Source organism: Xenorhabdus szentirmaii DSM 16338 (assembly GCF_002632585.1).
Lineage (GTDB): Bacteria > Pseudomonadota > Gammaproteobacteria > Enterobacterales > Enterobacteriaceae > Xenorhabdus > Xenorhabdus szentirmaii.
Genome location: NZ_NIBV01000001.1, coordinates 1,447,477 through 1,468,731 on the forward strand (window position 1 = coordinate 1,447,477; position 21,255 = coordinate 1,468,731).

General features: G+C 44.0%; 15 protein-coding genes, 1 other RNA gene and 1 pseudogene. 10 read left to right on the plus strand and 7 right to left on the minus strand.

The features are described 5' to 3' along the window. The first annotated feature begins 183 nt into the window (after positions 1–183). From rplM to sspB, 4 genes are all read left to right on the plus strand, one after another. Positions 184–612 carry a 50S ribosomal protein L13 gene (rplM, locus tag Xsze_RS06670; protein ID WP_038236699.1) on the plus strand — a complete coding sequence of 143 codons (429 nt, stop codon included), beginning with the start codon at positions 184–186 and terminating at the stop codon, positions 610–612. A 15-nt stretch (positions 613–627) separates the two neighbouring features. Next, positions 628–1,020, plus strand: coding sequence for a 30S ribosomal protein S9 (gene rpsI, locus Xsze_RS06675; RefSeq protein ID WP_012990148.1), 393 nt, complete (start codon positions 628–630; stop codon positions 1,018–1,020). A gap of 430 nt (positions 1,021–1,450) precedes the next feature. After that, complete coding sequence (sspA, locus tag Xsze_RS06680; RefSeq protein WP_038236697.1) at positions 1,451–2,092, plus strand: stringent starvation protein SspA; 642 nt, start codon at positions 1,451–1,453, stop codon at positions 2,090–2,092. A 3-nt stretch (positions 2,093–2,095) separates the two neighbouring features. Beyond that, positions 2,096–2,578 (plus strand): ClpXP protease specificity-enhancing factor, encoded by a 483-nt coding sequence (gene sspB, locus Xsze_RS06685; protein WP_038236695.1) that lies wholly within the window; start codon positions 2,096–2,098, stop codon positions 2,576–2,578. A 226-nt stretch (positions 2,579–2,804) separates the two neighbouring features. On the opposite strand, the gene Xsze_RS06690 is transcribed toward sspB, so the two are convergent. The 3 genes from Xsze_RS06690 to gltB form a co-directional block, all read right to left on the minus strand. Further along, a complete protein-coding gene (locus Xsze_RS06690) occupies positions 2,805–3,314 on the minus strand; it encodes a hypothetical protein (protein ID WP_038236693.1) in 510 nt (169 codons plus the stop codon). Between the two features lie 373 nt (positions 3,315–3,687). Then, positions 3,688–5,106 (minus strand): FAD-dependent oxidoreductase, encoded by a 1,419-nt coding sequence (locus tag Xsze_RS06695; RefSeq protein ID WP_038236690.1) that lies wholly within the window; start codon positions 5,104–5,106, stop codon positions 3,688–3,690. 9 nt (positions 5,107–5,115) lie between these two features. Next, positions 5,116–9,573, minus strand: coding sequence for a glutamate synthase large subunit (gltB, locus tag Xsze_RS06700; protein ID WP_038236687.1), 4,458 nt, complete (start codon positions 9,571–9,573; stop codon positions 5,116–5,118). 683 nt (positions 9,574–10,256) lie between these two features. Between gltB and arcB the strand changes: the two are divergent. Further along, positions 10,257–12,645 (plus strand): annotated as a pseudogene (gene arcB / locus Xsze_RS06705) (aerobic respiration two-component sensor histidine kinase ArcB). A gap of 145 nt (positions 12,646–12,790) precedes the next feature. Continuing rightward, on the plus strand, positions 12,791–13,444 hold the full coding sequence (elbB, locus tag Xsze_RS06715) for an isoprenoid biosynthesis glyoxalase ElbB (protein ID WP_038236681.1): 654 nt from the start codon (positions 12,791–12,793) through the stop codon (positions 13,442–13,444). A gap of 291 nt (positions 13,445–13,735) precedes the next feature. Here the strand turns inward: elbB and dolP are convergent, their stop codons facing one another. The 4 genes from dolP to Xsze_RS06735 form a co-directional block, all read right to left on the minus strand. Next, the gene (dolP, locus tag Xsze_RS06720; RefSeq protein WP_038236679.1) at positions 13,736–14,311 is read right to left on the minus strand and encodes a division/outer membrane stress-associated lipid-binding lipoprotein; all 576 of its coding nucleotides are present in this window, start codon (positions 14,309–14,311) and stop codon (positions 13,736–13,738) included. Positions 14,312–14,323: 12 nt separating this feature from the next. Further along, positions 14,324–14,914, minus strand: a complete 591-nt coding sequence (gene diaA / locus Xsze_RS06725; RefSeq protein ID WP_038236676.1) for a DnaA initiator-associating protein DiaA — start codon at positions 14,912–14,914, stop codon at positions 14,324–14,326. 72 nt (positions 14,915–14,986) lie between these two features. Next, a complete protein-coding gene (locus Xsze_RS06730) occupies positions 14,987–15,346 on the minus strand; it encodes a YraN family protein (RefSeq protein ID WP_038236673.1) in 360 nt (119 codons plus the stop codon). Between the two features lie 106 nt (positions 15,347–15,452). Then, a complete protein-coding gene (locus Xsze_RS06735; protein WP_038236670.1) occupies positions 15,453–17,279 on the minus strand; it encodes a penicillin-binding protein activator in 1,827 nt (608 codons plus the stop codon). A 63-nt stretch (positions 17,280–17,342) separates the two neighbouring features. On the opposite strand from Xsze_RS06735, the gene rsmI reads away from it, so the two are divergent. The 4 genes from rsmI to Xsze_RS06765 all read left to right on the plus strand — a co-directional run bounded on the left by rsmI (position 17,343) and on the right by Xsze_RS06765 (position 21,107). Next, a complete protein-coding gene (rsmI, locus tag Xsze_RS06740) occupies positions 17,343–18,215 on the plus strand; it encodes a 16S rRNA (cytidine(1402)-2'-O)-methyltransferase (RefSeq protein ID WP_038236668.1) in 873 nt (290 codons plus the stop codon). Between the two features lie 61 nt (positions 18,216–18,276). Beyond that, positions 18,277–18,663, plus strand: an RNA gene (gene rnpB, locus Xsze_RS06745) — RNase P RNA component class A. 1,232 nt (positions 18,664–19,895) lie between these two features. Continuing rightward, positions 19,896–20,435 carry a fimbrial protein gene (locus Xsze_RS06760; RefSeq protein ID WP_038236662.1) on the plus strand — a complete coding sequence of 180 codons (540 nt, stop codon included), beginning with the start codon at positions 19,896–19,898 and terminating at the stop codon, positions 20,433–20,435. A 120-nt stretch (positions 20,436–20,555) separates the two neighbouring features. Then, positions 20,556–21,107: a fimbrial protein gene (locus Xsze_RS06765; RefSeq protein WP_038236659.1), complete on the plus strand. Its 552-nt coding sequence runs from the start codon at positions 20,556–20,558 to the stop codon at positions 21,105–21,107. Positions 21,108–21,255 lie beyond the last annotated feature (148 nt).

Sequence of the window (21,255 nt, forward strand, 5' to 3'; positions counted from 1 at the left end):
TTCTCTATAATCTTGCGACCCCACGTTACAGCAGGATTTTTTATTTCCCGAAAAACTTGCATTAGTGCCGGCATAGGCTATTCGAAGGGGTAGGTTTGCTGGACATGAGTCGTGTGAACCTCTAAAACAGTTTCTGAACATTGAGTGTTCACCAACGTGTAACTTATAATTGGGTAAGCTTTAATGAAAACTTTTACAGCTAAACCAGAAACCGTAAAACGCGACTGGTATGTTGTTGACGCAGATGGCAAAACTTTGGGCCGTCTTGCAACTGAAGTAGCTCGTCGCCTGCGCGGCAAGCACAAGGCGGAATATACTCCGCACGTTGATACTGGTGATTACATCATTATTGTTAACGCAGAGAAAGTTGCTGTAACCGGCAACAAACGTGCTGACAAAATCTATTATCACCACACTGGCCACATCGGTGGTATCAAGCAAGCGACCTTTGAAGAGATGATTGCTCGCCGTCCTGAGCGTGTCATTGAAATCGCGGTTAAAGGCATGCTGCCAAAAGGGCCACTGGGTCGTGCAATGTACCGTAAACTGAAAGTTTACGCGGGCAGCGAGCACAACCACGCGGCACAGCAACCACAAGTTCTGGACATTTAATCGGGATTATAGGCAATGGCTGAAAATCAATACTACGGCACTGGTCGCCGCAAAAGCTCTTCCGCGCGTGTCTTCATCAAGCCAGGTAGCGGTAACATCGTAATCAACCAACGCAGCCTCGAAGTTTACTTCGGTCGTGAAACTGCGCGCATGGTTGTTCGTCAACCACTTGAGCTGGTTGATATGCTGGGCAAACTGGATTTGTACATCACTGTTAAAGGTGGTGGTATTTCTGGTCAGGCAGGCGCAATCCGTCACGGTATCACCCGTGCACTGATGGCTTATGACGAGACTCTGCGTTCTGATCTTCGCAAAGCTGGCTTCGTTACTCGCGATGCTCGTGAAGTTGAACGTAAGAAAGTGGGTCTGCGTAAAGCACGTCGTCGTCCACAGTTCTCCAAACGTTAATTTATTGTCATCTATTTGGCATTGGATTAAAGTTGAAAACCCGTCATTTCTATGGCGGGTTTTTTTATCTTCTGAAATTTTTATCCGTTGATAATTTGCTGTTTCCCGTGAAAAAATAGCATATTAAAGAAACAAATCCCCAGACTCTAATATTTCATCATTAATTCTCAATGTACTTCCTCACAAAATGTGCAAAATCTGGTAGACTAATAACAATTTTTTGCCTTATCCATGAATTTGCCTGATTTGGCAGAGGTGAGGTCTGTCTCCGATGGTTTTCTTGTTGCTGCCGAGCAGGGGGGCACTTGAGAAATGGGAGAAAGACAGCCTCGGATAATAAGTGCGAAGCAGGATGAGAATATGAGCGAGAATAGCCGCGGTTCCCTAAAAGGCTGTTCGTTCCTTTTGTTAGATAAACTTGGAGGTTTTCATGGCTGTCGCTGCCAACAAACGTTCGGTAATGACTCTGTTTTCCGGCCCGACCGACATTTTTAGCCATCAAGTGCGGATTGTACTGGCGGAAAAAGGGGTCAGCGTTGAGATTGAACACGTTGAAGAAGGTAATCTGCCTCAGGACTTAATTGATCTGAATCCTTACCAATCTGTTCCTACTCTCGTTGATCGTGAGCTGACCCTGTATGATTCTCGCATCATTATGGAGTATCTGGATGAGCGTTTCCCACATCCACCCCTCATGCCTGTGTATCCTGTCGCACGTGGCTCGAGCCGTTTGATGATGCACAGAATTGAAAAAGATTGGTATTCTCTGATGTACAAAATCCAGGAAGGAAATGCTCAGGAAGCGAATGCTGCACGGAAACAGCTTGCTGAAGAATTACTGGCGATTGCACCTATTTTCAGAGAAATGCCATTCTTCATGAGTGAAGAATTCAGTTTGGTGGATTGTTACCTGTGTCCGTTGCTGTGGCGCTTGCCTGTTTTGGGCATAGAATTGTCCGGTCCGGGTGCAAAAGAGCTTCAAATTTATATGCAACGCGTATTTGAGCGCGACGCATTTTTGGCTTCACTCACAGAAGCTGAACGTGAAATGCGTTTACAATCACGGAGTTAAGTTATGGAGATGATTCAAATGTCTCCTCGTCGCCCTTATCTATTGAGGGCACATTATGAATGGTTGTTGGATAATGACCTGACCCCTCATATTGTTGTGGATGTTAACCTGTATGGGGTCAATGTTCCGATGGAATATGCACAAAATGGTCAAATTATCCTGAATATCTCGCCGAGGGCGGTTGGCAATTTAGAGCTGACGAACGACGAAGTGAGATTCAATGCCCGTTTTGGTGGTGTTGGACGTCAGGTTTCCGTTCCTATGACGGCAGTTATTGCCGTTTATGCTCGTGAAAATGGCGCAGGGATGATGTTTGAACCAGAACCTGCTTATGAAGAAGATATTGAATCAGAGGAAGAAAATTCGCCGGTTGCGGATAATTTAGTTCTTATCCGTGATAGCAAAATTTCTCGTGACGGTGATTCCCCTGACGACGATCCACCTCAACCACCAAAAGGCCGCCCCGCTTTGCGCATCGTAAAATAATTGTCTAATTAATTACATGCACCCTATTAATTTCATACTGAGGCTGATAAAGCCGCAGTTTGCAGGGCGGTGTTCTAAAGATACAATGGAAATAAAGGAGGATTTATTCTCCTTTATTATCCAGATCCATGCCAAATCATATCTTTTTAAAACCATATCCTTTAAAAACCTTATCAATTTCAAACTATATGGTTTCTAAACTATATGTTTTTTAAACATGGCTGTTTTAAAAATAGACGGTATATTTTCTTTCAAATTCCCACAAACACATTTCTATATCCGTTCTGCTTTTTTCGAACTGGCCTTTTCTGATCTTATTCATTTTATCCATTACCTTATCGAAAAATGATTTTTGTTGCTTAAAAGTATGCATTGTTGGCGGAATGTTACAGATATCACTATAAGATAAAGTTCTATGTTTTTTTGCCAATGCCAATACTTCGATAGGATTTTCAATTAACGCAAACGATAAAGCATTAAGGATTTGTTGTGATAATTTGGAATAATAATTAGGAAACAGCTCAAAAGCGACGTTCAACCATTGCTTGTCACCACTTGAAATATGCCGGATCACCCCATCGAATTTTCGCTCCATACTTAATTCAATGATAATCGCATTCGCCCCTCTTTCATGGACTTGGTGGATGATTTTACCGGGTGTTGCTAGCTTAGCAAGTGATGGAAAACTCATAAATAGCATAGAAGAGAGGGTAAAGACTACTGTGCGTAAAAGCATATTTTTCTACCTATCATTTCACCTTAATCGTTATCCAATTCACTCTCGGCTAATTCATCGTGGTGCCGCAGCCTTATGCCGGAAAAATAGACTTTTCAGTCTGGCTGTCGCATATTATTTTTTAAATTAGCTTGTCATTTAAATTGGTATATTTAACCTTAATTGAGTAAGAATAGACGTACAAAGCAAAAAAATACAACTCACATGATGTGTTTTAAGAAAAAAAATAAGAAACTGTTATTTAAAATAACAGGGGGAATTGAGAAAAGTTTTCTCCGACTAAAAAGCCGGAGAAATTATCACTATGGTGAAAGGGTAAAGCGTAAAATTAGCAGTCAAAAAAGCACGCACTGAAAAGTGATGGGTAAACGGGTTAAACTTCAAGATAATCGAGAATACCCTGGGCCGCTTTCCTGCCTTCAGCAATTGCAGTGACAACTAAATCGGAACCACGAACAGCATCCCCGCCCGCGAAAATTTTGGGATTGCTGGTCTGGAAAGGCAGTTCATCAGTTTCAGGAGCAATAATTCGTCCTTTTTGATCGAGGTTGACCTGATGTTCTTCCAGCCAACTCATCGTGTGGGGTTTGAATCCAAATGCCATAATCACGGCATCCGCTTCTATCACGAATTCGGAACCTTGAATGATTTCGGCTTGATGACGTCCCTTTTCATCCATGGTACCTAGTTGTGTTTTCGCAACCCTGACACCACAAATCTGCCCCATGCTATTCATTTCGATACTGATTGGCTGGAGATTAAAGAGAAAATTGACTCCTTCTTCTTTGGCGTTTTTGACCTCACGGCGGGAGCCTGGCATATTTTCCTCATCCCGCCGGTAGGCGCAGATCACATGGGCTGCACCTTGGCGAACGGAAGTGCGGACACAGTCCATCGCGGTATCGCCGCCACCCAAGACCAGAACACGCTTATTTTTCATATCAATGTAAGGTTGATCTGGCAAAGTTGGATAACCCATTAGCTGGCGAGTATTGGCGATTAAAAATGGCAGGGCGTGGTAAACCCCTTCGGCATCTTCATTGGTTAATCCACCGTTGATGGATTGATATGTGCCGACGCCGAGAAATATGACGTCAAATTCTTTTTTGAGCTCTGTGAGCGTGATGTCTTTGCCTATTTCTGTATTTAGGCAAAACTCAATCCCCATGCCGGAGAACATCTCACGGCGCCGGATCATCACTTCTTTTTCCAGTTTAAAAGAAGGAATGCCAAATGTGAGTAAACCGCCAATTTCAGGGTGACGATCATAAACCACGACTTTTACGCCGTTGCGGATCAGAACGTCCGCACAGGCCAATCCGGCAGGGCCTGCCCCGATGACAGCCACACGCTTATTCGTTGGGATGACATCTGACATATTCGGTGTCCATCCCATCGCAATGGCGGTGTCATTGATATAGCGTTCGATATTGCCGATAGTGACTGCCCCGAAATCATCATTCAGTGTACAAGCCCCTTCACACAAACGATCTTGTGGGCAAACCCGCCCACAGACCTCTGGCAGGCTGTTTGTCTGATGAGACAGCTCTGCGGCTTCAATGATGCGGCCTTCATTGGCCAGTTTCAGCCAGTTCGGGATGTAATTATGTACGGGACATTTCCACTCACAATAGGGATTCCCGCACCCAAGGCAGCGATCTGCCTGGGCTTGGGCCTGAACCTCTGAAAATGGCTCATAAATTTCCACAAATTCTATTTTGCGAATTTTCAATGGTTTTTTGGGCGGATCGACACGCTGTAAGTCGATAAACTGGTAAATATTCTGACTCATTGTTGACTCCTACTGCGCCTGAACCCGCAATTCTGCGGAAGAACGGCTACGGTGGCCCAATAGCGCACTGACATCACTGGATTTCGGTTTAACCAACGCAAATTTATTGACCCATTGTGACCAATTTTCCAATATGCTTTCGCCATGTTGAGAATTAGTCAGGCGGACATGCTCGGTGATCAATCCCCGCAGGTGCTCTTTGTGGATCGCGAGGGTATCCATTGAGAGAACTTCCACTAACTCAGGATTGACGCGCTTGCGGAAATCATCGCATTCATCAAGTACATAGGCGAATCCTCCTGTCATGCCTGCGCCGAAGTTCACGCCAGTACTGCCAAGAACACAGACGATCCCGCCCGTCATATATTCACAGCCATTGTCACCAATACCCTCAATAACGCTGATTGCACCAGAATTACGTACGGCAAAGCGTTCACCTGCACGTCCGGCAGCGAACAGTTTTCCTCCTGTTGCACCATAAAGACACGTGTTACCGACAATGGTGGCCTCATTGCTTTTGAATGCGGACCCGACAGGGGGATGAATAATAATTTGCCCTCCGGCCATACCTTTACCAACATAGTCATTGGCATCACCGTTCAATGTGAGTTCAACCCCGCTGGCATTCCAGACCCCAAAACTTTGGCCGGCAGTTCCGGTAAAATTCAGTTTGATGGGGGCGATGGCCAGACCTTGGTCACCATATTGTGCGGCAATCTCACCAGAAAGGGCGGCACCAACAGAACGATCAGTATTTTGGATATCAAAATAAAAGGTTTTGCTTTGCGCTTTTTTAACATAAGGCATCGCTTGAGTGATGATTGCTTTATTTAACTCACCCTGATCGAAAGGAGGATTGCCTTCAGTACAATGCTGGGCTTTTCCGGCGTGTGGCTCTGTGGTTTCCAGTAATGGCTCAAGGTTGAGCTTACTTTGTCTGGCGGAAATCCCCTCAAGGATGTCCAATAAATCAGTGCGGCCAATTAAGTCCGTGAGCTTTCTTACGCCCAATTGTGCCATGAGCTCACGGGTTTCCTGTGCAATAAAGCGGAAATAGTTGATAACTCTTTCGGGTAGGCCGTGATAGTGGGATTGACGCAACTTTTCATCCTGAGTGGCGACACCGGTAGCGCAGTTGTTTAAGTGGCAGATCCGCAAATATTTACAACCGAGGGCAACCATCGGGCCAGTGCCAAAACCAAAGCTTTCAGCACCCAGAATCGCGGCTTTGATGATATCCAAACCTGTTTTCAACCCACCGTCAACTTGCAGACGGACTTTGTGACGCAATCCATTGGCAACCAGGGCTTGTTGGGTTTCCACAAGTCCCAGCTCCCATGGAGAACCCGCATATTTTACTGAGGAGAGAGGGCTGGCACCGGTTCCGCCGTCATAACCGGCAATGGTAATCAAGTCGGCATAAGCCTTGGCAACACCGGTGGCGATAGTGCCGACACCCGGCTCGGAAACCAATTTGACTGAAACGAGCGCGTTGGGATTCACTTGCTTGAGATCAAAAATCAACTGAGCCAGATCTTCGATGGAATAGATATCGTGATGAGGCGGAGGAGATATCAGTGTGACACCCGGTACGGAGTAACGCAATTTGGCGATATAAGGCGTAACCTTGTCTCCCGGTAGCTGACCACCTTCTCCCGGTTTTGCGCCTTGGGCAATTTTTATCTGAAGCACATCAGCGCTGGCCAGATACGCCGGCGTTACGCCAAACCGGCCTGACGCAACTTGTTTAATGCGGGAAACTTTTTTTGTTCCATAGCGAGCAGGATCTTCCCCGCCTTCACCTGAGTTGGAAAAACCACCCAGAGCATTCATGGCTTCAGCCAAGGCTTCATGGGCTTCAGGGCTGAGAGCTCCGATCGACATGGCCGCGGTGTCGAAACGCTTGAACAGCGCTTCTGCTGGTTCGACTTCCTCAATGGGAACAGGCGAATCTTGCGGAGAAAGAGCCAGTAAATCCCGCAGGGTCATGGCATGGCGTCCGTTGACCAATTCAGCATATTTCTGGTAATCGCTGTATTTGCCACTGTGGACAGCGGCTTGCAACGTACTGACAATGTCAGGGTTATAAGCGTGATATTCACCACCATGAACATATTTCAGCGATCCACCCTGATCAATCGCATGGCGATGTAACCATGCCCGTTTGGAAAGATTACGCAGATCTTGTTCAAAATCACTGAAATCCGCCCCACCAATGCGACTGACAACACCGTTGAAGCAAATATCTGTCACATCAGAATGCAAACCAACGGCTTCGAATAGCTTAGAGCAACGATAAGAAGAGATCGTCGAAATGCCCATTTTGGACATAATCTTATACAACCCTTTATTGATGCCATTGCGATAATTCAGTATGACGCGGGCATACGGGGTATTTATCGTGCCGTCATCTATCATTTTGGCCAGCGATTCGTAGGCCAGATAAGGGTAAATAGCGGTTGCCCCAAATCCGAGCAACACCGCAAAGTGATGTGGATCGCGTGCGCTGGCGGTTTCGACGATTAAGTTGGCATCGCAACGCAAATTTTTCTCAACCAAACGATGCTGGATGGCACCGACAGCCATGGGCGCAGGGATAGGCAGCTTTTCCGGGGAAATATTGCGATCAGACAGTACCAGCATGACCGCACCTTTGCGGACAAGTTCTTCTGCTTTATCGCACAGCACTGAAACCGCGTCTTTCAGGCCGGTTTCCTGTGGATTGAAGGTTATCTCCAGTGTATCTGCGCGATAATAGGACTCTTTCTGAGTCGTCAGTTGTAAGAAATCTGAATAGAGCAGGACAGGAGATTCAAAACTCAGGCGGTGAGCCTGCCCTTCAGCCTCACAAAAGACATTCATTTCTCGCCCGATACGGGTGGAGAGTGACATGACATGAGCTTCCCGCAGAGGATCAATGGGGGGATTGGTTACCTGAGCAAATTGCTGGCGGAAATAGTCATAGATGATGCGTGGGCGGCTGGAGAGTACGGCAAAAGGCGTATCATCCCCCATTGAACCCGTTGCTTCCTGCGCATTTTCGCCAAGGGGACGGATAATTTGATCCAGCTCTTCACTGTTGTAGGCAAATTGCTTGTGATACGTTGCCAGAAGGCGATCATCCAAATCTCTTTGTCCGATTTGATCTTCTGGCAGCTTCTCAAATGGGATCAGGTACTTAACGTTTTTTTCAAGCCACTTTTTGTACGGATGGCGAATTTTCAGGTCATTATCCGTTTCCGCCGAATGAAGTATCCGGCCTTCATAAGTGTCGATCACCATTAATTCGCCCGGCCCGACACGGCCTTTCTCCACCACCTCATCGGGCTGGTAATCCCAGATACCAATTTCAGAGGCGCAGGTGATCAGCTTATCTTTGGTGATCACATAACGGGCAGGGCGCAGGCCGTTCCGGTCCAGATTGCAGGCAGCATAACGGCCATCGGAGATAACGATACCGGCCGGCCCATCCCACGGCTCCATGTGCATGGAATTGAAATCAAAGAAGGCTCTCAGGTCATCATCCATATCAGGATTGTTCTGCCATGCAGGCGGAACCAGCAGGCGCATGGCACGGATCAAATCCATGCCGCCATTGAGGAACAGTTCCAGCATATTGTCCAGTGAGCTGGAATCAGAGCCTGTCTCATTGACGAAAGGAGCCGCAGTATGCAGATCAGGGATCAGGGGAGTGCGGAACTTATAAGCCCTGGCCTTTGCCCATTCACGGTTGCCTGTAATGGTATTGATTTCCCCGTTGTGAGCCAGATAGCGGAATGGTTGCGCTAATGGCCAGCGGGGAACGGTATTGGTTGAAAAACGCTGATGGAATAAACAAATGGACGATTCCATGCGCAAATCCGCCAGATCAGGATAAAAGCGGGGTAAATCGGCTGCCATACACAGCCCTTTGTAAATCGTGACCAGATTGGATAGGCTGCAAACATAAAAATCGTTATCAGTGATGCGTTTTTCTATGCGACGCCGAGCGACAAACAGCCGCCGTTCCAAATCGTGTGCTCGCCATCCGGCTGGCGCATTGATAAAAATTTGTTCGATACGGGGCAGGCTTGATAAAGCGATATCACCCAATATTTCATGATTGATGGGGACCGTTCGCCACCCTAAAATGGCAAGCGTTTCGTTTTGTAGCTCTTGCTCGACGATATCACGGCATGATTGGGCGATTTTGGCATCCTGACTCAGAAACAGCATCCCGACTGCATAGTTTTTGGCGAGGCGCCATGACTGTTCCTGAGCGATCATTTGAAAAAAACGATCGGGTTTTTGCATTAACAGGCCACAACCGTCACCTGTTTTCCCATCTGCTAAAATTGCGCCTCTGTGCTGCATCCGAGACAAGGCATGTATCGCTGTGCGCACAACTTTGTGGCTGGGTTCCCCTTCAATATGAGCGATTAATCCGAAGCCACAGTTATCTTTTTCCTGTAATTGATCATACAACATTGCTTAGCTCTCCAAGTTCTGTCCGACTCTCACATCACTCACGAGATGATCTATATATTATTTATATATAGGCGTCTGATTTGCGCCCTCAGTCAAACACCACTTGTTTTTATTGCAATATTTATTGCAACAACAAGCGGTAAATCAAAATGATGTTGTGTCATGTTATGTCACTGCATAAATATGGTTCTGGCAATTATCCGATAGATAATTTTCAGTGAATTCCCAACTTAGCGAGAAAAACAGAGCAGGTCAAATAGTGATAAATTCTGTTTTTTGTAATGATTTTTTGTTTACTTCATTGAATTTTATGAAAAATAAAGTCAATTTTGTATTTTGTGACCTAGATCATCAACTTAAAATGATGTGAGCTATCTCACTAAAATTCCAACATTATTTATTTTATATATGCTTCGAAATCCACCATTTAAAGAATTTAAAACTAATAAATAAAATATAAAAGGGATTATGTTGCATTTTTTTCAATCGTGTCGAATAAATTATTGAGTTGTTTTTGTGCTGTTAATGGTTTTTTAACTGACTTTTAACTAATTATTCATTTTTAATGACTTTTTATTTTATCAAAATAAAGGGGAGATCTCTCAACGAAGTCGGGTCTTTTTTGCGTTATGATTCAATTTCGTGATTTTGCTGAGAATTGTTTTTTACTTTGGGAATAGTTTATGAAGTTTATTCGAGGGCTTGCCCGATATTATGTAGACTTGATGATGAAGCTGGGCTTGGTGCGCTTTTCGTTATTACTTGCCTCTGCTCTGGTTATTCTTGCAATGGCTATGCAAATGGCTGTCACGTTCGTATTGCACGGAGAAATCCAGAGCATCGATTTAATCCGCTCTATCTTCTTTGGTTTATTGATCACGCCTTGGGCTGTTTATTTTCTTTCCATTGTGGTGGAGCAGCTTGAAGAATCTCGTCAACGTGATGCAGCCCTGAATCTGCAACTCAAAGAAAACATTGCGCAGCTGAATCAGGAAATTAGTGAGAGAGAGAAAGCCGAAAAAGCCCATTTGATTTTGTTGGATAAACTTAAATTAGAAATGGAGCACCGTGAAAAAACTCAGATTGAGCTTGAACAGCAATCGATATTATTGCGCTCATTTCTGGATGCTTCACCGGATTTGGTTTATTACCGCAACGAAGACAATGAGTTTTCCGGCTGTAATCGGGCGATGGAGCTTCTGACAGGGAAAAGCGAAAAACAACTTATTGGCCTGACACCGTTGGATGTTTACGATAAAGAGATTGCCGGCAAGGTGATGGAAACTGATGAAAAAGTGTTTCGTCATAATGTCTCCCTGACTTATGAGCAGTGGCTGGTTTATCCCGATGGACGAAAAGCCTGCTTTGAACTGAGAAAAGTCCCTTTTTATGATCTCGTCGGAAAACGGCATGGCCTGATGGGATTCGGGCGCGATATTACAGAGCGTAAGCGCTATCAGGATGCACTGGAAAATGCCAGCAGGGATAAAACCACTTTTATTTCGACGATTAGCCATGAGCTTCGTACGCCTTTAAATGGCATTGTTGGCTTGAGCCGAATCCTGTTGGACACGGATTTAACCCCAGAGCAATGTAATTATCTGAAAACGATCCATGTCAGTGCGATCACGCTCGGAAATATTTTCAACGATATTATTGAATTGGACAAAATCGAACGCCGAAAAATACAACTCGACAATCAGCCCGTTGATTTCACCGGATTTATGGCTGATTTAGAGAACCTTTCCGGATTATTGGCACAACCCAAAGGCCTTAAATTTGTACTTGAGCCAGAATATCCCCTGCCTGCCAAGGTATTGACTGATGGGACACGTTTACGACAAATCTTGTGGAATTTGATCAGCAATGCCGTGAAATTTACGCCCAAGGGTGAAATTCGGATTCGTATCTGGCGTGAAGAAGGGGATGTTCTGGTATTTGAAGTAACAGATTCCGGGATTGGCGTTCCTGCCGATGAATTGGAAAAAATCTTTGCAATGTATTATCAGGTAACCGATAGCGCGGGTGGCCGTCCGGCAACAGGAACGGGCATTGGACTTGCCGTTTCCAGACGCCTTGCCCAAGGCATGGGGGGAGACATTGTTGTGAAAAGTACGGTCGGTGAAGGCTCTTGCTTTACGCTGTCTGTTATTGCCCCTGCCATTGATGAACAGGCCGAAGGAAAGCAAGAGGAAGATACCTTGCTATTGCCGGCACTCAATATTTTGTTGGTGGAAGATATTGAACTGAATGTCATTGTTGCCCGCTCAGTGCTGGAAAAACTGGGCAATAGCGTGGATGTCGCGATGAATGGGCATGATGCATTGGCCATGTTTAACCCTGATGAATATGATTTGGTGTTATTGGATATCCAATTACCGGATATGACAGGGCTTGATATTGCGAGGCAGTTACGCCAGCGTTATTCCTCCCAATCTTTGCCCCCTTTGATTGCGCTGACAGCCAATGTATTGAAAGACAAGAAAGAATACCTTGATGCAGGTATGGATGATGTGCTCAATAAGCCGCTTTCCGTCAAGGCATTGATTGCCGTGATTGCAAAATATTGGGGGACATCAACTGAATTGAAAAACACGTTACCAGAGGCTGATATTGTGAAGAAAGGTGAAGAATTACTCGATACAGAAATGCTTGACCAATATATTGAATTAATCGGGCCACAAATGATTATTGATAATTTGGCAATTTTTGAATCTATGATGCCAAATTATCTTGCCTTGCTGGAATCCAATATGACAGCGAGAGATCAGAAAGGAATTACTGAAGAGGCACACAAAATCAAGGGCGCCGCCAGCTCTGTGGGATTGCGCCATTTGCAGCAGTTGGCTCAGCAGATCCAGTCACCGGATTTACCAGCATGGTGGGATAATGTGCAGGAATGGGTGGATGAATTGAGTATGGAGTGGAAGAATGATACGGAAATATTGAGAAATTGGTTGTCGGACGCTACAAAAAAATAACCCCAACCGAAGTTGGGGTGCGCGAATACTGCGCCAACACCAGGGAAACTTGTTTACCCGTTTATCTGAGACTTATTTTAGGTACGGGTAATTAGAGAATTCTTCAATACGGAACACAAGTACCAACATAGCAAAGATAAGATTTTTTGTTACAAGATTCATTAAAATTTGTGATGAAGATTGGTGTTTAACCCTCTAAGGGGTTAAGCATTAATCTACTACAAACGGAGAGGAATATGAAATCTGTTGCAATGATATTAAGTGGATGTGGAGTCTACGACGGAAGTGAAATTCATGAATCAGTTCTGACTATGCTCTCTTTGAGCCGTCTTGGTGCTGAAGTGTCGTTTTTTTCACCTGATGAGCCACAACATCATGTAATTAATCATCTTAATGGAGAGGTGAAACACGAAATCCGTCACATAATGGAAGAGTCAGCTCGTATAACTCGGGGAAATATGAGGCCTCTGTCTGAGGTTGATACCAATGAGTTAGATGCGTTAATTATTCCCGGTGGATTTGGTGCGGCCAAAAACTTATGTAATTTCGCTTATAGAGGATCATCTTGCGAAATAAATAAAGAACTATTAAGTATTGTGAGGGAGATGCATCAACAGGGCAAGCCGATGGGATTTATGTGTATTGCTCCCGTGATGATACCGAAAATGCTGGGAAAACCAGTCAAAGTGACTATTGGTTATGATCCTGAAACCGCAGCTCAAATAGAAGAAATGGGAGGAATACATATCGAGTGCCCAGTCGATGATATTGTTGTTGATTCTGAAAATAAAATTGTCACAACGCCAGCTTACATGCTTGCAGAATCTTTATCTCAGGCAGAAAAAGGAATTGATAAGCTTGTTAGGAAAGTATTGGAAATGATTGAGTAAGCTGGCAGGGGCGCGTTTTTCGCTATTATGGCACTGGTCGAAAATAATTGCCGCTCAGCTCACAACTTTATCGTTTTTCGTTGTCATCTAATTTTCATTTTAGCCAGTGCCATTTTCCATGTTGATGATGGTGAGATAAGCGAATACTGTAATGAGTTTTGAGAGCTAAGCCAAGCCTATTTTTAAACCAACGGTATTTTGTAACGTGGTGGTGGCCTAGTAATTGATGGCTTAGGCGTTGATGGCTGGCATTTTCAGTTGAGCCAGCCTGTTGCAGTTGCCAGTTAAGGGTCAGTTAAGATAAGTAAAGGCGGTTGTCACCCGTTTGACTCCGCTGGTTTCACTCGCAATTTTCGCGGCGGCTTCGCCTTCTTGTCGGGTGACAATACCAAATAAGAAGACTTCATTGTCTTCGGTGACCACTTTAATACTGGATGACCTGACTGAATCACTGGCCAGGATTTTAGATCTCACTTTGGTGGTCAACCAAGTGTCTGCTGAAGCTCTGGACAATGAAACAGGATGACTTTGCCGGATTTCATTATAGACAAGGTCAGTGCCTTCCACTTTTGAGGCAATTTGTTTTGCCCGATCAGCCAAAGCGACATTCGGGCTTTGCCCGGTTAAAAGCACCTTACCTTGGTATACAGTGACGACGACGCGTGCCTGTGCCTTAATCTGGGGATCTTTGCTGACAGCATTACTGATCCGGGCTTCCAGCGCGGTATCGTCCACCTGTTGGCCAATTGTACGTGGATCTGAGCCTGCTTTTGTGGCGAATGCCGCAGAGCCCACGACCGCAGCCCCAATACACCCTTGCAATAACATGGCACTGAAACAGATTGCTAATAGAGAAAATAACCGCATTGAGCTGGCTCCTTATTCATCCTGATGAGGAAATAACGTATGGTCGATTAAGTCGCACAGACAGTTGATTGTCAACATATGAACTTCTTGGATCCTGACGCTGTTATGAGATGGGATACGGATCTCAACATCCTGAGGCCCCAACAATCCCGCCAGCTCACCACCATCGTATCCCGTCAGCGCAACGATTGTCATATCGCGGGTGACCGCTGCTTCTACCGCTTTAATAATATCCCGACTATTTCCATGTGTGGAAATGGCGAGCAAAACGTCTCCGGCATGCCCCAGCGCCCGGACTTGTTTGGCGTAAATTTCGTTGGGTTGTCGACTATTGGCGATTGCCGTCATCACTACATTATCAGTATTCAGAGACAGAGCAGGCAGGCTCGGGCGTTCTGTCTCAAAGCAATTTATCATGCTGGCGGCGAAACGCTGGGAAGTTGCAGCAGACCCACCATTACCACAGCAAAGAATTTTATTGCCATTCAGCAGTGATTGAACCATCATCATCGCGGCGCGTGATATTGCGTCGGGTAATGCTTCTGCTGCTGCTATCTGAGTTTGAATACTTTCTGTAAAGCAGACTTTAATTCTATCCAGCACGTTATGACCTATGTATTTTGGGATCTATTTATTTAGCGAGCAAATTGAGAATTTATCAGAATAAATTCTCGTTCAGGCAAAGGCATTTTTCAGCCATTCGAATTTCTGGCCGGTTATTGTACAAACATCAAAACGGCACGGTGCTGTTTCCAGGCACTCATTGCGTTGATTCAGCCAGACAGAGGCTGTATGCAATAATCTTTTACGCTTACTTTGGGTAATTGTAGCAATGGCATCACCATAATGTGTGTTTTTACGGAAACGAACTTCGACAAATACCCATGTATATTTGTCACGCATAACCAGATCGATTTCTCCGCCACGAATTTTCACATTCTCAGCCACAAAGGCAAGCCCCTGTTTTTGCAAAAACTGCTTAACTTGATGTTCATAATGGCGTCCTATCGCATAGCGATTAGTTGTCTTTTTCATCCTGAAATAACCATTGAAACGGGATAATAATCAAATTACTGCCAATGATAAGCCACAGGCCGAGCAAGGAGGGCGGTTGCCTTTAAGCTGCCCCTCTTCTTGCTATTTATTCATTCGCATTATTGGTATCGCCAGGCCCTGCCACATTGTCAGTGTTGTATGAATTCATATTGTCTGAATTCGTATTGTCTGAATCCGCATTATCTGAACCTGCATTGTCTGTACGGTTTTGGAACAAAACCCGTCCATGACTGAATTGCATCCAAGGGAGTTGGCGTAAAATGGTGCAATTATCCGTGATAGACAGCTCTCCTGATTCACCATTCAGGCGGAAGTCCATGTTATGTTGCATCTGCGTAAACTGATTGGCCAGCGACCACGCATCTATTCCCATTGCATAGAGGCGCATCAGGGAGTAATCATTGGCAAATTTTTTGGCCGCCTGTTGCATTAATGGGGGATTGATGCCGCTCAGCAGTGGAATATCACTAAATTGCATGCCATCCATTTCCAATCGGAAATCCGGGCCTGCACCAAATTTGTTACTGCGTGAGCTGGCATAAAGATCGGGCCTTTTGCGGGAGCTGATCGCCATATCAATCATCGGCTTGATGACAGTCAGTTCATCTGCCGTGGCGACAATATAAACGGCATCGACAGGGCCACTGGCGGAGGTTGTCGGAAGAACCGGCGTGCCGGTCATGCGTATGCCAATACCACGGTTCATGGATTGCCTCATTTCTAAGGGAGTCCCGAAGGTTTGCTGCAACACGGCCTGACCACCCAGTTTCTGCCATTCTTGTGCAAAAGCTGTGGCAACCCGATTGCCGAACTCTGTACGAGGGATTAACAGCAGCGGATTGTGTTTTTGTTGCTGCCAGATATGCTCAGCGGCATTTTTTGCTTCATCTTCAGGCGACAATGAAAAATAACAGATATTCGGCTGTGGTTTTGGTGTATCCAATTCATTGAGTGCCAGAATGTTCAGTGGAATGTCGATTTGGGACAGCTGCTCGACATTGGGTTTCAGTAATGGCCCGACAATCAGGGTAACGCCATCTTGCTCGGCTTGCGTCAACAGATTGATGAGTGATTCACTGTTAGTGTCATAGACTTTGATGACTTGATCGTTGACAGGGGTATCATTCACGCTTGATTTTATCGGGGGTGCTGGCTGGCTTATCTCACCTTGGTCAGATATGGCGCCTTTCTCAGAGAGAGGGGATACTTCAGATGACTCAGTATCACTTAAATTAGCCGCTTCATTTGGATTGCTGTCAGATGAATTTGCCGGTAAACCTGCCGGTGCAGGCAGTGAAGTTTTTGGCAACGCCCCTTTTTGTGCATCAAGAAAACCCTGGCGAATGGCTTCTCCAAACACCTTAGCCTGACCACTCAAAGGCAGGAATAGGCCGATAATGGCGCGGTTATCGGAGGGCGTTAATAACATTTGCTGTAATTCAGTAGGCAAGCTATGGGCGGCCGGATTATTGGGGTAGCGAATTTTCCAGTCATTGATGGCGGAACGCAGTTTTTCAATATCCCGGTTACTGGTTTGGTAATAATTCAATAAATCAAGCCAGCCCAGTAAGGTATATTCGTTGGTATTGACGACTAATTCATTGAGTTGTTGTGGCGAAAGCTGCGTCAGCAATTGCCATGTTTCATCAATGTTTTTCTGGTGAGCGACAGGATTTTTTTCTTCGTATTGCTCTAGTGCGATATAAGCGCGGATCACATCCAGTGATGGTTGGTTATGGGCGGCATCAATAATGGTTTGATAATGACTAATCTCTGAGCTGATCTTGTCTTGAGGGTGATAAGTTGGTTGCCCTTGCTGTTCGAGCATGGTACACCCTGCAATAATCATAGTCGACAGCACGGCTGTGTAGACTAAACCAGTTTTGAAACGCACAAAAATTGAGGGAAGCATACTGTATCCAGTGATGTTTTTTTCAAAGATGCTCAATTTTAAATCGGTCATTCGGATGAAACAATGAATCAAACCAATCGAGCAGTGGTTACGACATCCACGCTATATGTTGTACCAACCCCTATCGGAAATCTCGGGGATATTACTCAGCGTGCTCTTGAAGTTCTTAAAAATGTCGATCTGATTGCAGCCGAAGATACGCGACATACCGGCTTGTTGCTTCAACATTTTGCCATTAATGCGCGCATGTTCGCACTTCATGATCATAATGAACAGCAGAAGGCAGATCAATTGATTGCGAAACTGGAGCAAGGGATCAGCATTGCATTGGTATCCGATGCGGGGACGCCGCTAATTAACGATCCCGGATATCATCTTGTCCGCCGCTGTCGTGAGGCCGGCATTCATGTTGTTCCATTACCGGGTCCTTGTGCGGCCATTACTGCGCTCTCTGCCGCAGGGTTGCCCTCTGATCGTTTTTGCTATGAAGGATTTCTGCCAGCAAAAAGCAAGGGACGTCAGGACACGCTGCGCGAATTGGCCCAAGAATCACGGACACTGATATTCTATGAATCAACCCATCGTTTGCTGGATAGTTTAGAAGATATCGTAAAAGTGTGGGGGGCAAATCGTTATATTGTGCTTGCACGGGAACTGACCAAGACGTGGGAATCTATTCAGGGCATGCCGGCCGGTGAGCTTCTGGAATGGATAAAGGAAGATGAAACCCGCCGTCGAGGCGAGATGGTATTGATTGTAGAAGGGTATCATAAACCTGCGGAAGACAGCTTGCCACCCGAAGCCTTGCGGACATTGGCATTATTGCAAAAAGAATTGCCACTAAAAAAAGCGGCGGCATTGGCGGCAGAAATTCATGGCGTAAAGAAAAATGCCTTATACCGTTTTGCTCTCGACCAGAATTCAGCCTCTGACTAAATTGGCGGGTCCGCGTGAAAATCCCTATACATTGGGTGGCAAACCCCTTATAATCCGCGCCGGAGTTGACCAGACAGTCGCTGCTTTACATCTCTTTCGGGGGAAGTAAAGGGGAGGAAAGTCCGGGCTCCACAGGGCAGGGTGCCAGATAACGTCTGGGAGGCGAAAGCCTACGACTAGTGCAACAGAGAGCAAACCGCCGATGGCCCAGTTTTGTTTGCAAAAACAATATTGGGATCAGGTAAGGGTGAAAGGGTGCGGTAAGAGCGCACCGCGCGGCTGGTAACAGTTCGTGGCACGGTAAACTCCACCCGGAGCAAGACCAAATAGGGGTTCACATGGTACGGCCCGTATCGAACCCGGGTAGGTTGCTTGAGCCAGTGCGCAAGTGCTGGCCTAGATGAATGGCTGTCCAAGACAGAACCCGGCTTATCGGTCAACTTCACAAATTCAGCCCTATAGAGGTTTCTCTGTAGGGCTTATTCTTTTCTATGCCTATATGCCAATTTTCACGCCAATTTCCATCCCATCACCAAACCATCACAGAATATGTACCTTGAATAAGCCAAGTGTGTAATTGACTGTTACCAGATTGAATGATTTGCCTCTCTGATTTTTCTCCACGATTTTTCTTTACTATTTTTCTCTACTGCAATACTGCCGGGCATTGGCCTTAACTCAACGGTCAGTTGATGCTATTTTTAAAATCATGGCTGTACTGATGAGTACCGTATTGATTATATGAATTCAAGCTTAATATCGGCGCAACTTGAATGCCAAGAAATATAAAAACAATGATTTATTGTAATAATGTTTTTAATTTAAAAGATTCAAAATAGGTATATTTTACATTTAGACAGCGAAAATAGTCTGTTCAATGCCTTATCAGGTATTTTCCTTTTTTTAAAAGGAGGATAGTAGTTGACAGTTAAACATTAATTGTTAACTGATTATGGGAAAAATCTTATAATTAACGCTTCTGAACTTCTTCATTCAGGCTCCATGAAGATAAACTTTTGTAAATATTTAATGGTGGGTCAAATTCATTTTTATAAGAAAGTTTTATTAATCAAGCCCCGATATATTGCGATAAATAACATAAAAACAATTGGTTACCATTTTCTTTATTTTAAAATCCAAAAGCCAATAAAACGGGGTTCGAATTTGTTACTGAATAGATCCACAGAGGATTGTTTTAAGTCAAAAATAAAAAATATTAGAATTGATTATTAATGAAATGGCGGTAATATAGCGGCTACGTTCTGCGGGACGTGATGTTTACTTAAAAAATAACAATTCATTTCTATTATGTTTTTCTATTAAAAAATTTAAAATAATTATGATTATTCCTTTTAAAGATATAAGGGGATATTTAATTGTTTTTTTGGATAATATTATAGGTAGTGATTATAGGTTTATTGTTTGTATTGTATGAAACGAATGATAAATGTTATCCCGGCTATTAATGTGATTGGAAAATATTTTTTTGAAAAGTTATTTTTTAAAAAGAGGAGTTAAAGGGGTTGGATCTAACCAAGTTGTGAACTCACAATGGGGAAATCTGATAATTAACGCTTTGGAGTCTCTTTATTTAATCGCTTTGAAGATAAAGCTTCATTCAGGGATTAAGAGTAAACAAAAGATCTTGAAATTGATTGCTACTAAAATAAAGGTAAAATAATGAAACCAACAAAATTGGCTAAAATTGCTGCTATTACATTAGGTATGGGAATTTTTTGTGCGCAGGCTCAAGCTGAAGGCCCTGCTTCAATAGAGAATGGTGGTGGCGGTAAAATAACATTTACCGGTACTGTTGTTAATGCACCCTGTAATATTTCCCCTGAATCTATAGATCAAACAATTAATTTTGGTGTTTTAAGTCAGTCTTTATTGAATAAAGGAAATGAAACTTCTCGTCCTGTTAAAATTGTACTGACTGAATGTGATACAGAAACTTATAAAAAAGCGAAAGTGACATTTTCCGGCGCTAACTATGACTCGAAAGAGCTGTTAATGAGTGGTTCTGCTAAAAATGTTGCGGTAAGGTTAACTGGTTTGGATGGTGATGTTGTTCTGGATCAGCCAAGCAAGGCATTTAATCTAAGCAAAAATACAAATGAATTAAACTTCATGGCATTTGCGAAAAAAGCGAGCGGGGAAAGCGATGTGACTCCGGGTGAATTTAGCGGAACAACAACTTTTACTATGCAATATGAGTAAAAATTAAACGCCATAGAAATTTCATTTTAATAAAGTGATTATAGCGCATTGCTCTATGATTATATTAGGTAATGCGTTATTTTTAATGAAAATAGATAATTATAAAATCACATGAGATTCGTGAATGACGTTCTGATTAAAAAAGGGTTTGTTTCTTTTCTTATGTTATTTTTGTGCAACAGTGCACTGGCATGGGAACATTCCTTAAATCCTTTTATGGGAAGGGTCAATATTAGCGGAACCGTCGTCTCGGCGAGTTGCTCTATCGCATTAGACGATATATGGCAGTCTGTTAATATGGGCATGGTTCCGGTAAAACAATTATATCAACATGGGATCAGGAAACAAAAGGAAGTCATTATCCATTTGGAAAATTGTGATTGGGAAAAAGGGAAAAACACGGAGAAACGGGCACCAATGCATGTAACCTTTGATGGGGTGCGTGATAAAGAAACGCATTTATTCCGGTTGTCTGGTGGAGTTAAGGGGGCCGCATTATCTATTAATGATGCACAAGGGCATTTAATACACGCGGGAAAGCGTTATCCTATTATTTCTGGTGGTAATAATCAATCAGGCATGAAATATATTTTAAATTTAGTACCAAATGGAGAACCGTTGGTACAAGGAAGTTATTATGCAGTATTGAGTTTTAAATTGGCTTATGAATAAAATTAACATTTTGAACATGAAATATCATTAATGATGACAGTGACTGTCACTCTTTCTAAATTAGCTTTTTTATTATTAAAAGTAATATGAAGTTTTTATAGATGGCTACAGGGTATGATGCTTGTTAAGTAATTGGTCGGTAATTTAT

Excerpts from the sequence above, each read along its gene's own strand:
- sspB (WP_038236695.1), top strand. The coding sequence starts at position 2,096 with ATGGAGATGATTCAAATGTCTCCTCGTCGCCCTTATCTATTGAGGGCA.
- Xsze_RS06690 (WP_038236693.1), bottom strand. The coding sequence starts at position 3,314 with ATGCTTTTACGCACAGTAGTCTTTACCCTCTCTTCTATGCTATTTATG.
- Xsze_RS06735 (WP_038236670.1), bottom strand. The coding sequence starts at position 17,279 with ATGCTTCCCTCAATTTTTGTGCGTTTCAAAACTGGTTTAGTCTACACA.
- elbB (WP_038236681.1), top strand. The coding sequence starts at position 12,791 with ATGAAATCTGTTGCAATGATATTAAGTGGATGTGGAGTCTACGACGGA.
- rplM (WP_038236699.1), top strand. The coding sequence starts at position 184 with ATGAAAACTTTTACAGCTAAACCAGAAACCGTAAAACGCGACTGGTAT.
- sspA (WP_038236697.1), top strand. The coding sequence starts at position 1,451 with ATGGCTGTCGCTGCCAACAAACGTTCGGTAATGACTCTGTTTTCCGGC.
- gltB (WP_038236687.1), bottom strand. The coding sequence starts at position 9,573 with ATGTTGTATGATCAATTACAGGAAAAAGATAACTGTGGCTTCGGATTA.
- rsmI (WP_038236668.1), top strand. The coding sequence starts at position 17,343 with ATGAATCAAACCAATCGAGCAGTGGTTACGACATCCACGCTATATGTT.
- Xsze_RS06695 (WP_038236690.1), bottom strand. The coding sequence starts at position 5,106 with ATGAGTCAGAATATTTACCAGTTTATCGACTTACAGCGTGTCGATCCG.
- Xsze_RS06730 (WP_038236673.1), bottom strand. The coding sequence starts at position 15,346 with ATGAAAAAGACAACTAATCGCTATGCGATAGGACGCCATTATGAACAT.
- Xsze_RS06760 (WP_038236662.1), top strand. The coding sequence starts at position 19,896 with ATGAAACCAACAAAATTGGCTAAAATTGCTGCTATTACATTAGGTATG.
- dolP (WP_038236679.1), bottom strand. The coding sequence starts at position 14,311 with ATGCGGTTATTTTCTCTATTAGCAATCTGTTTCAGTGCCATGTTATTG.
- rpsI (WP_012990148.1), top strand. The coding sequence starts at position 628 with ATGGCTGAAAATCAATACTACGGCACTGGTCGCCGCAAAAGCTCTTCC.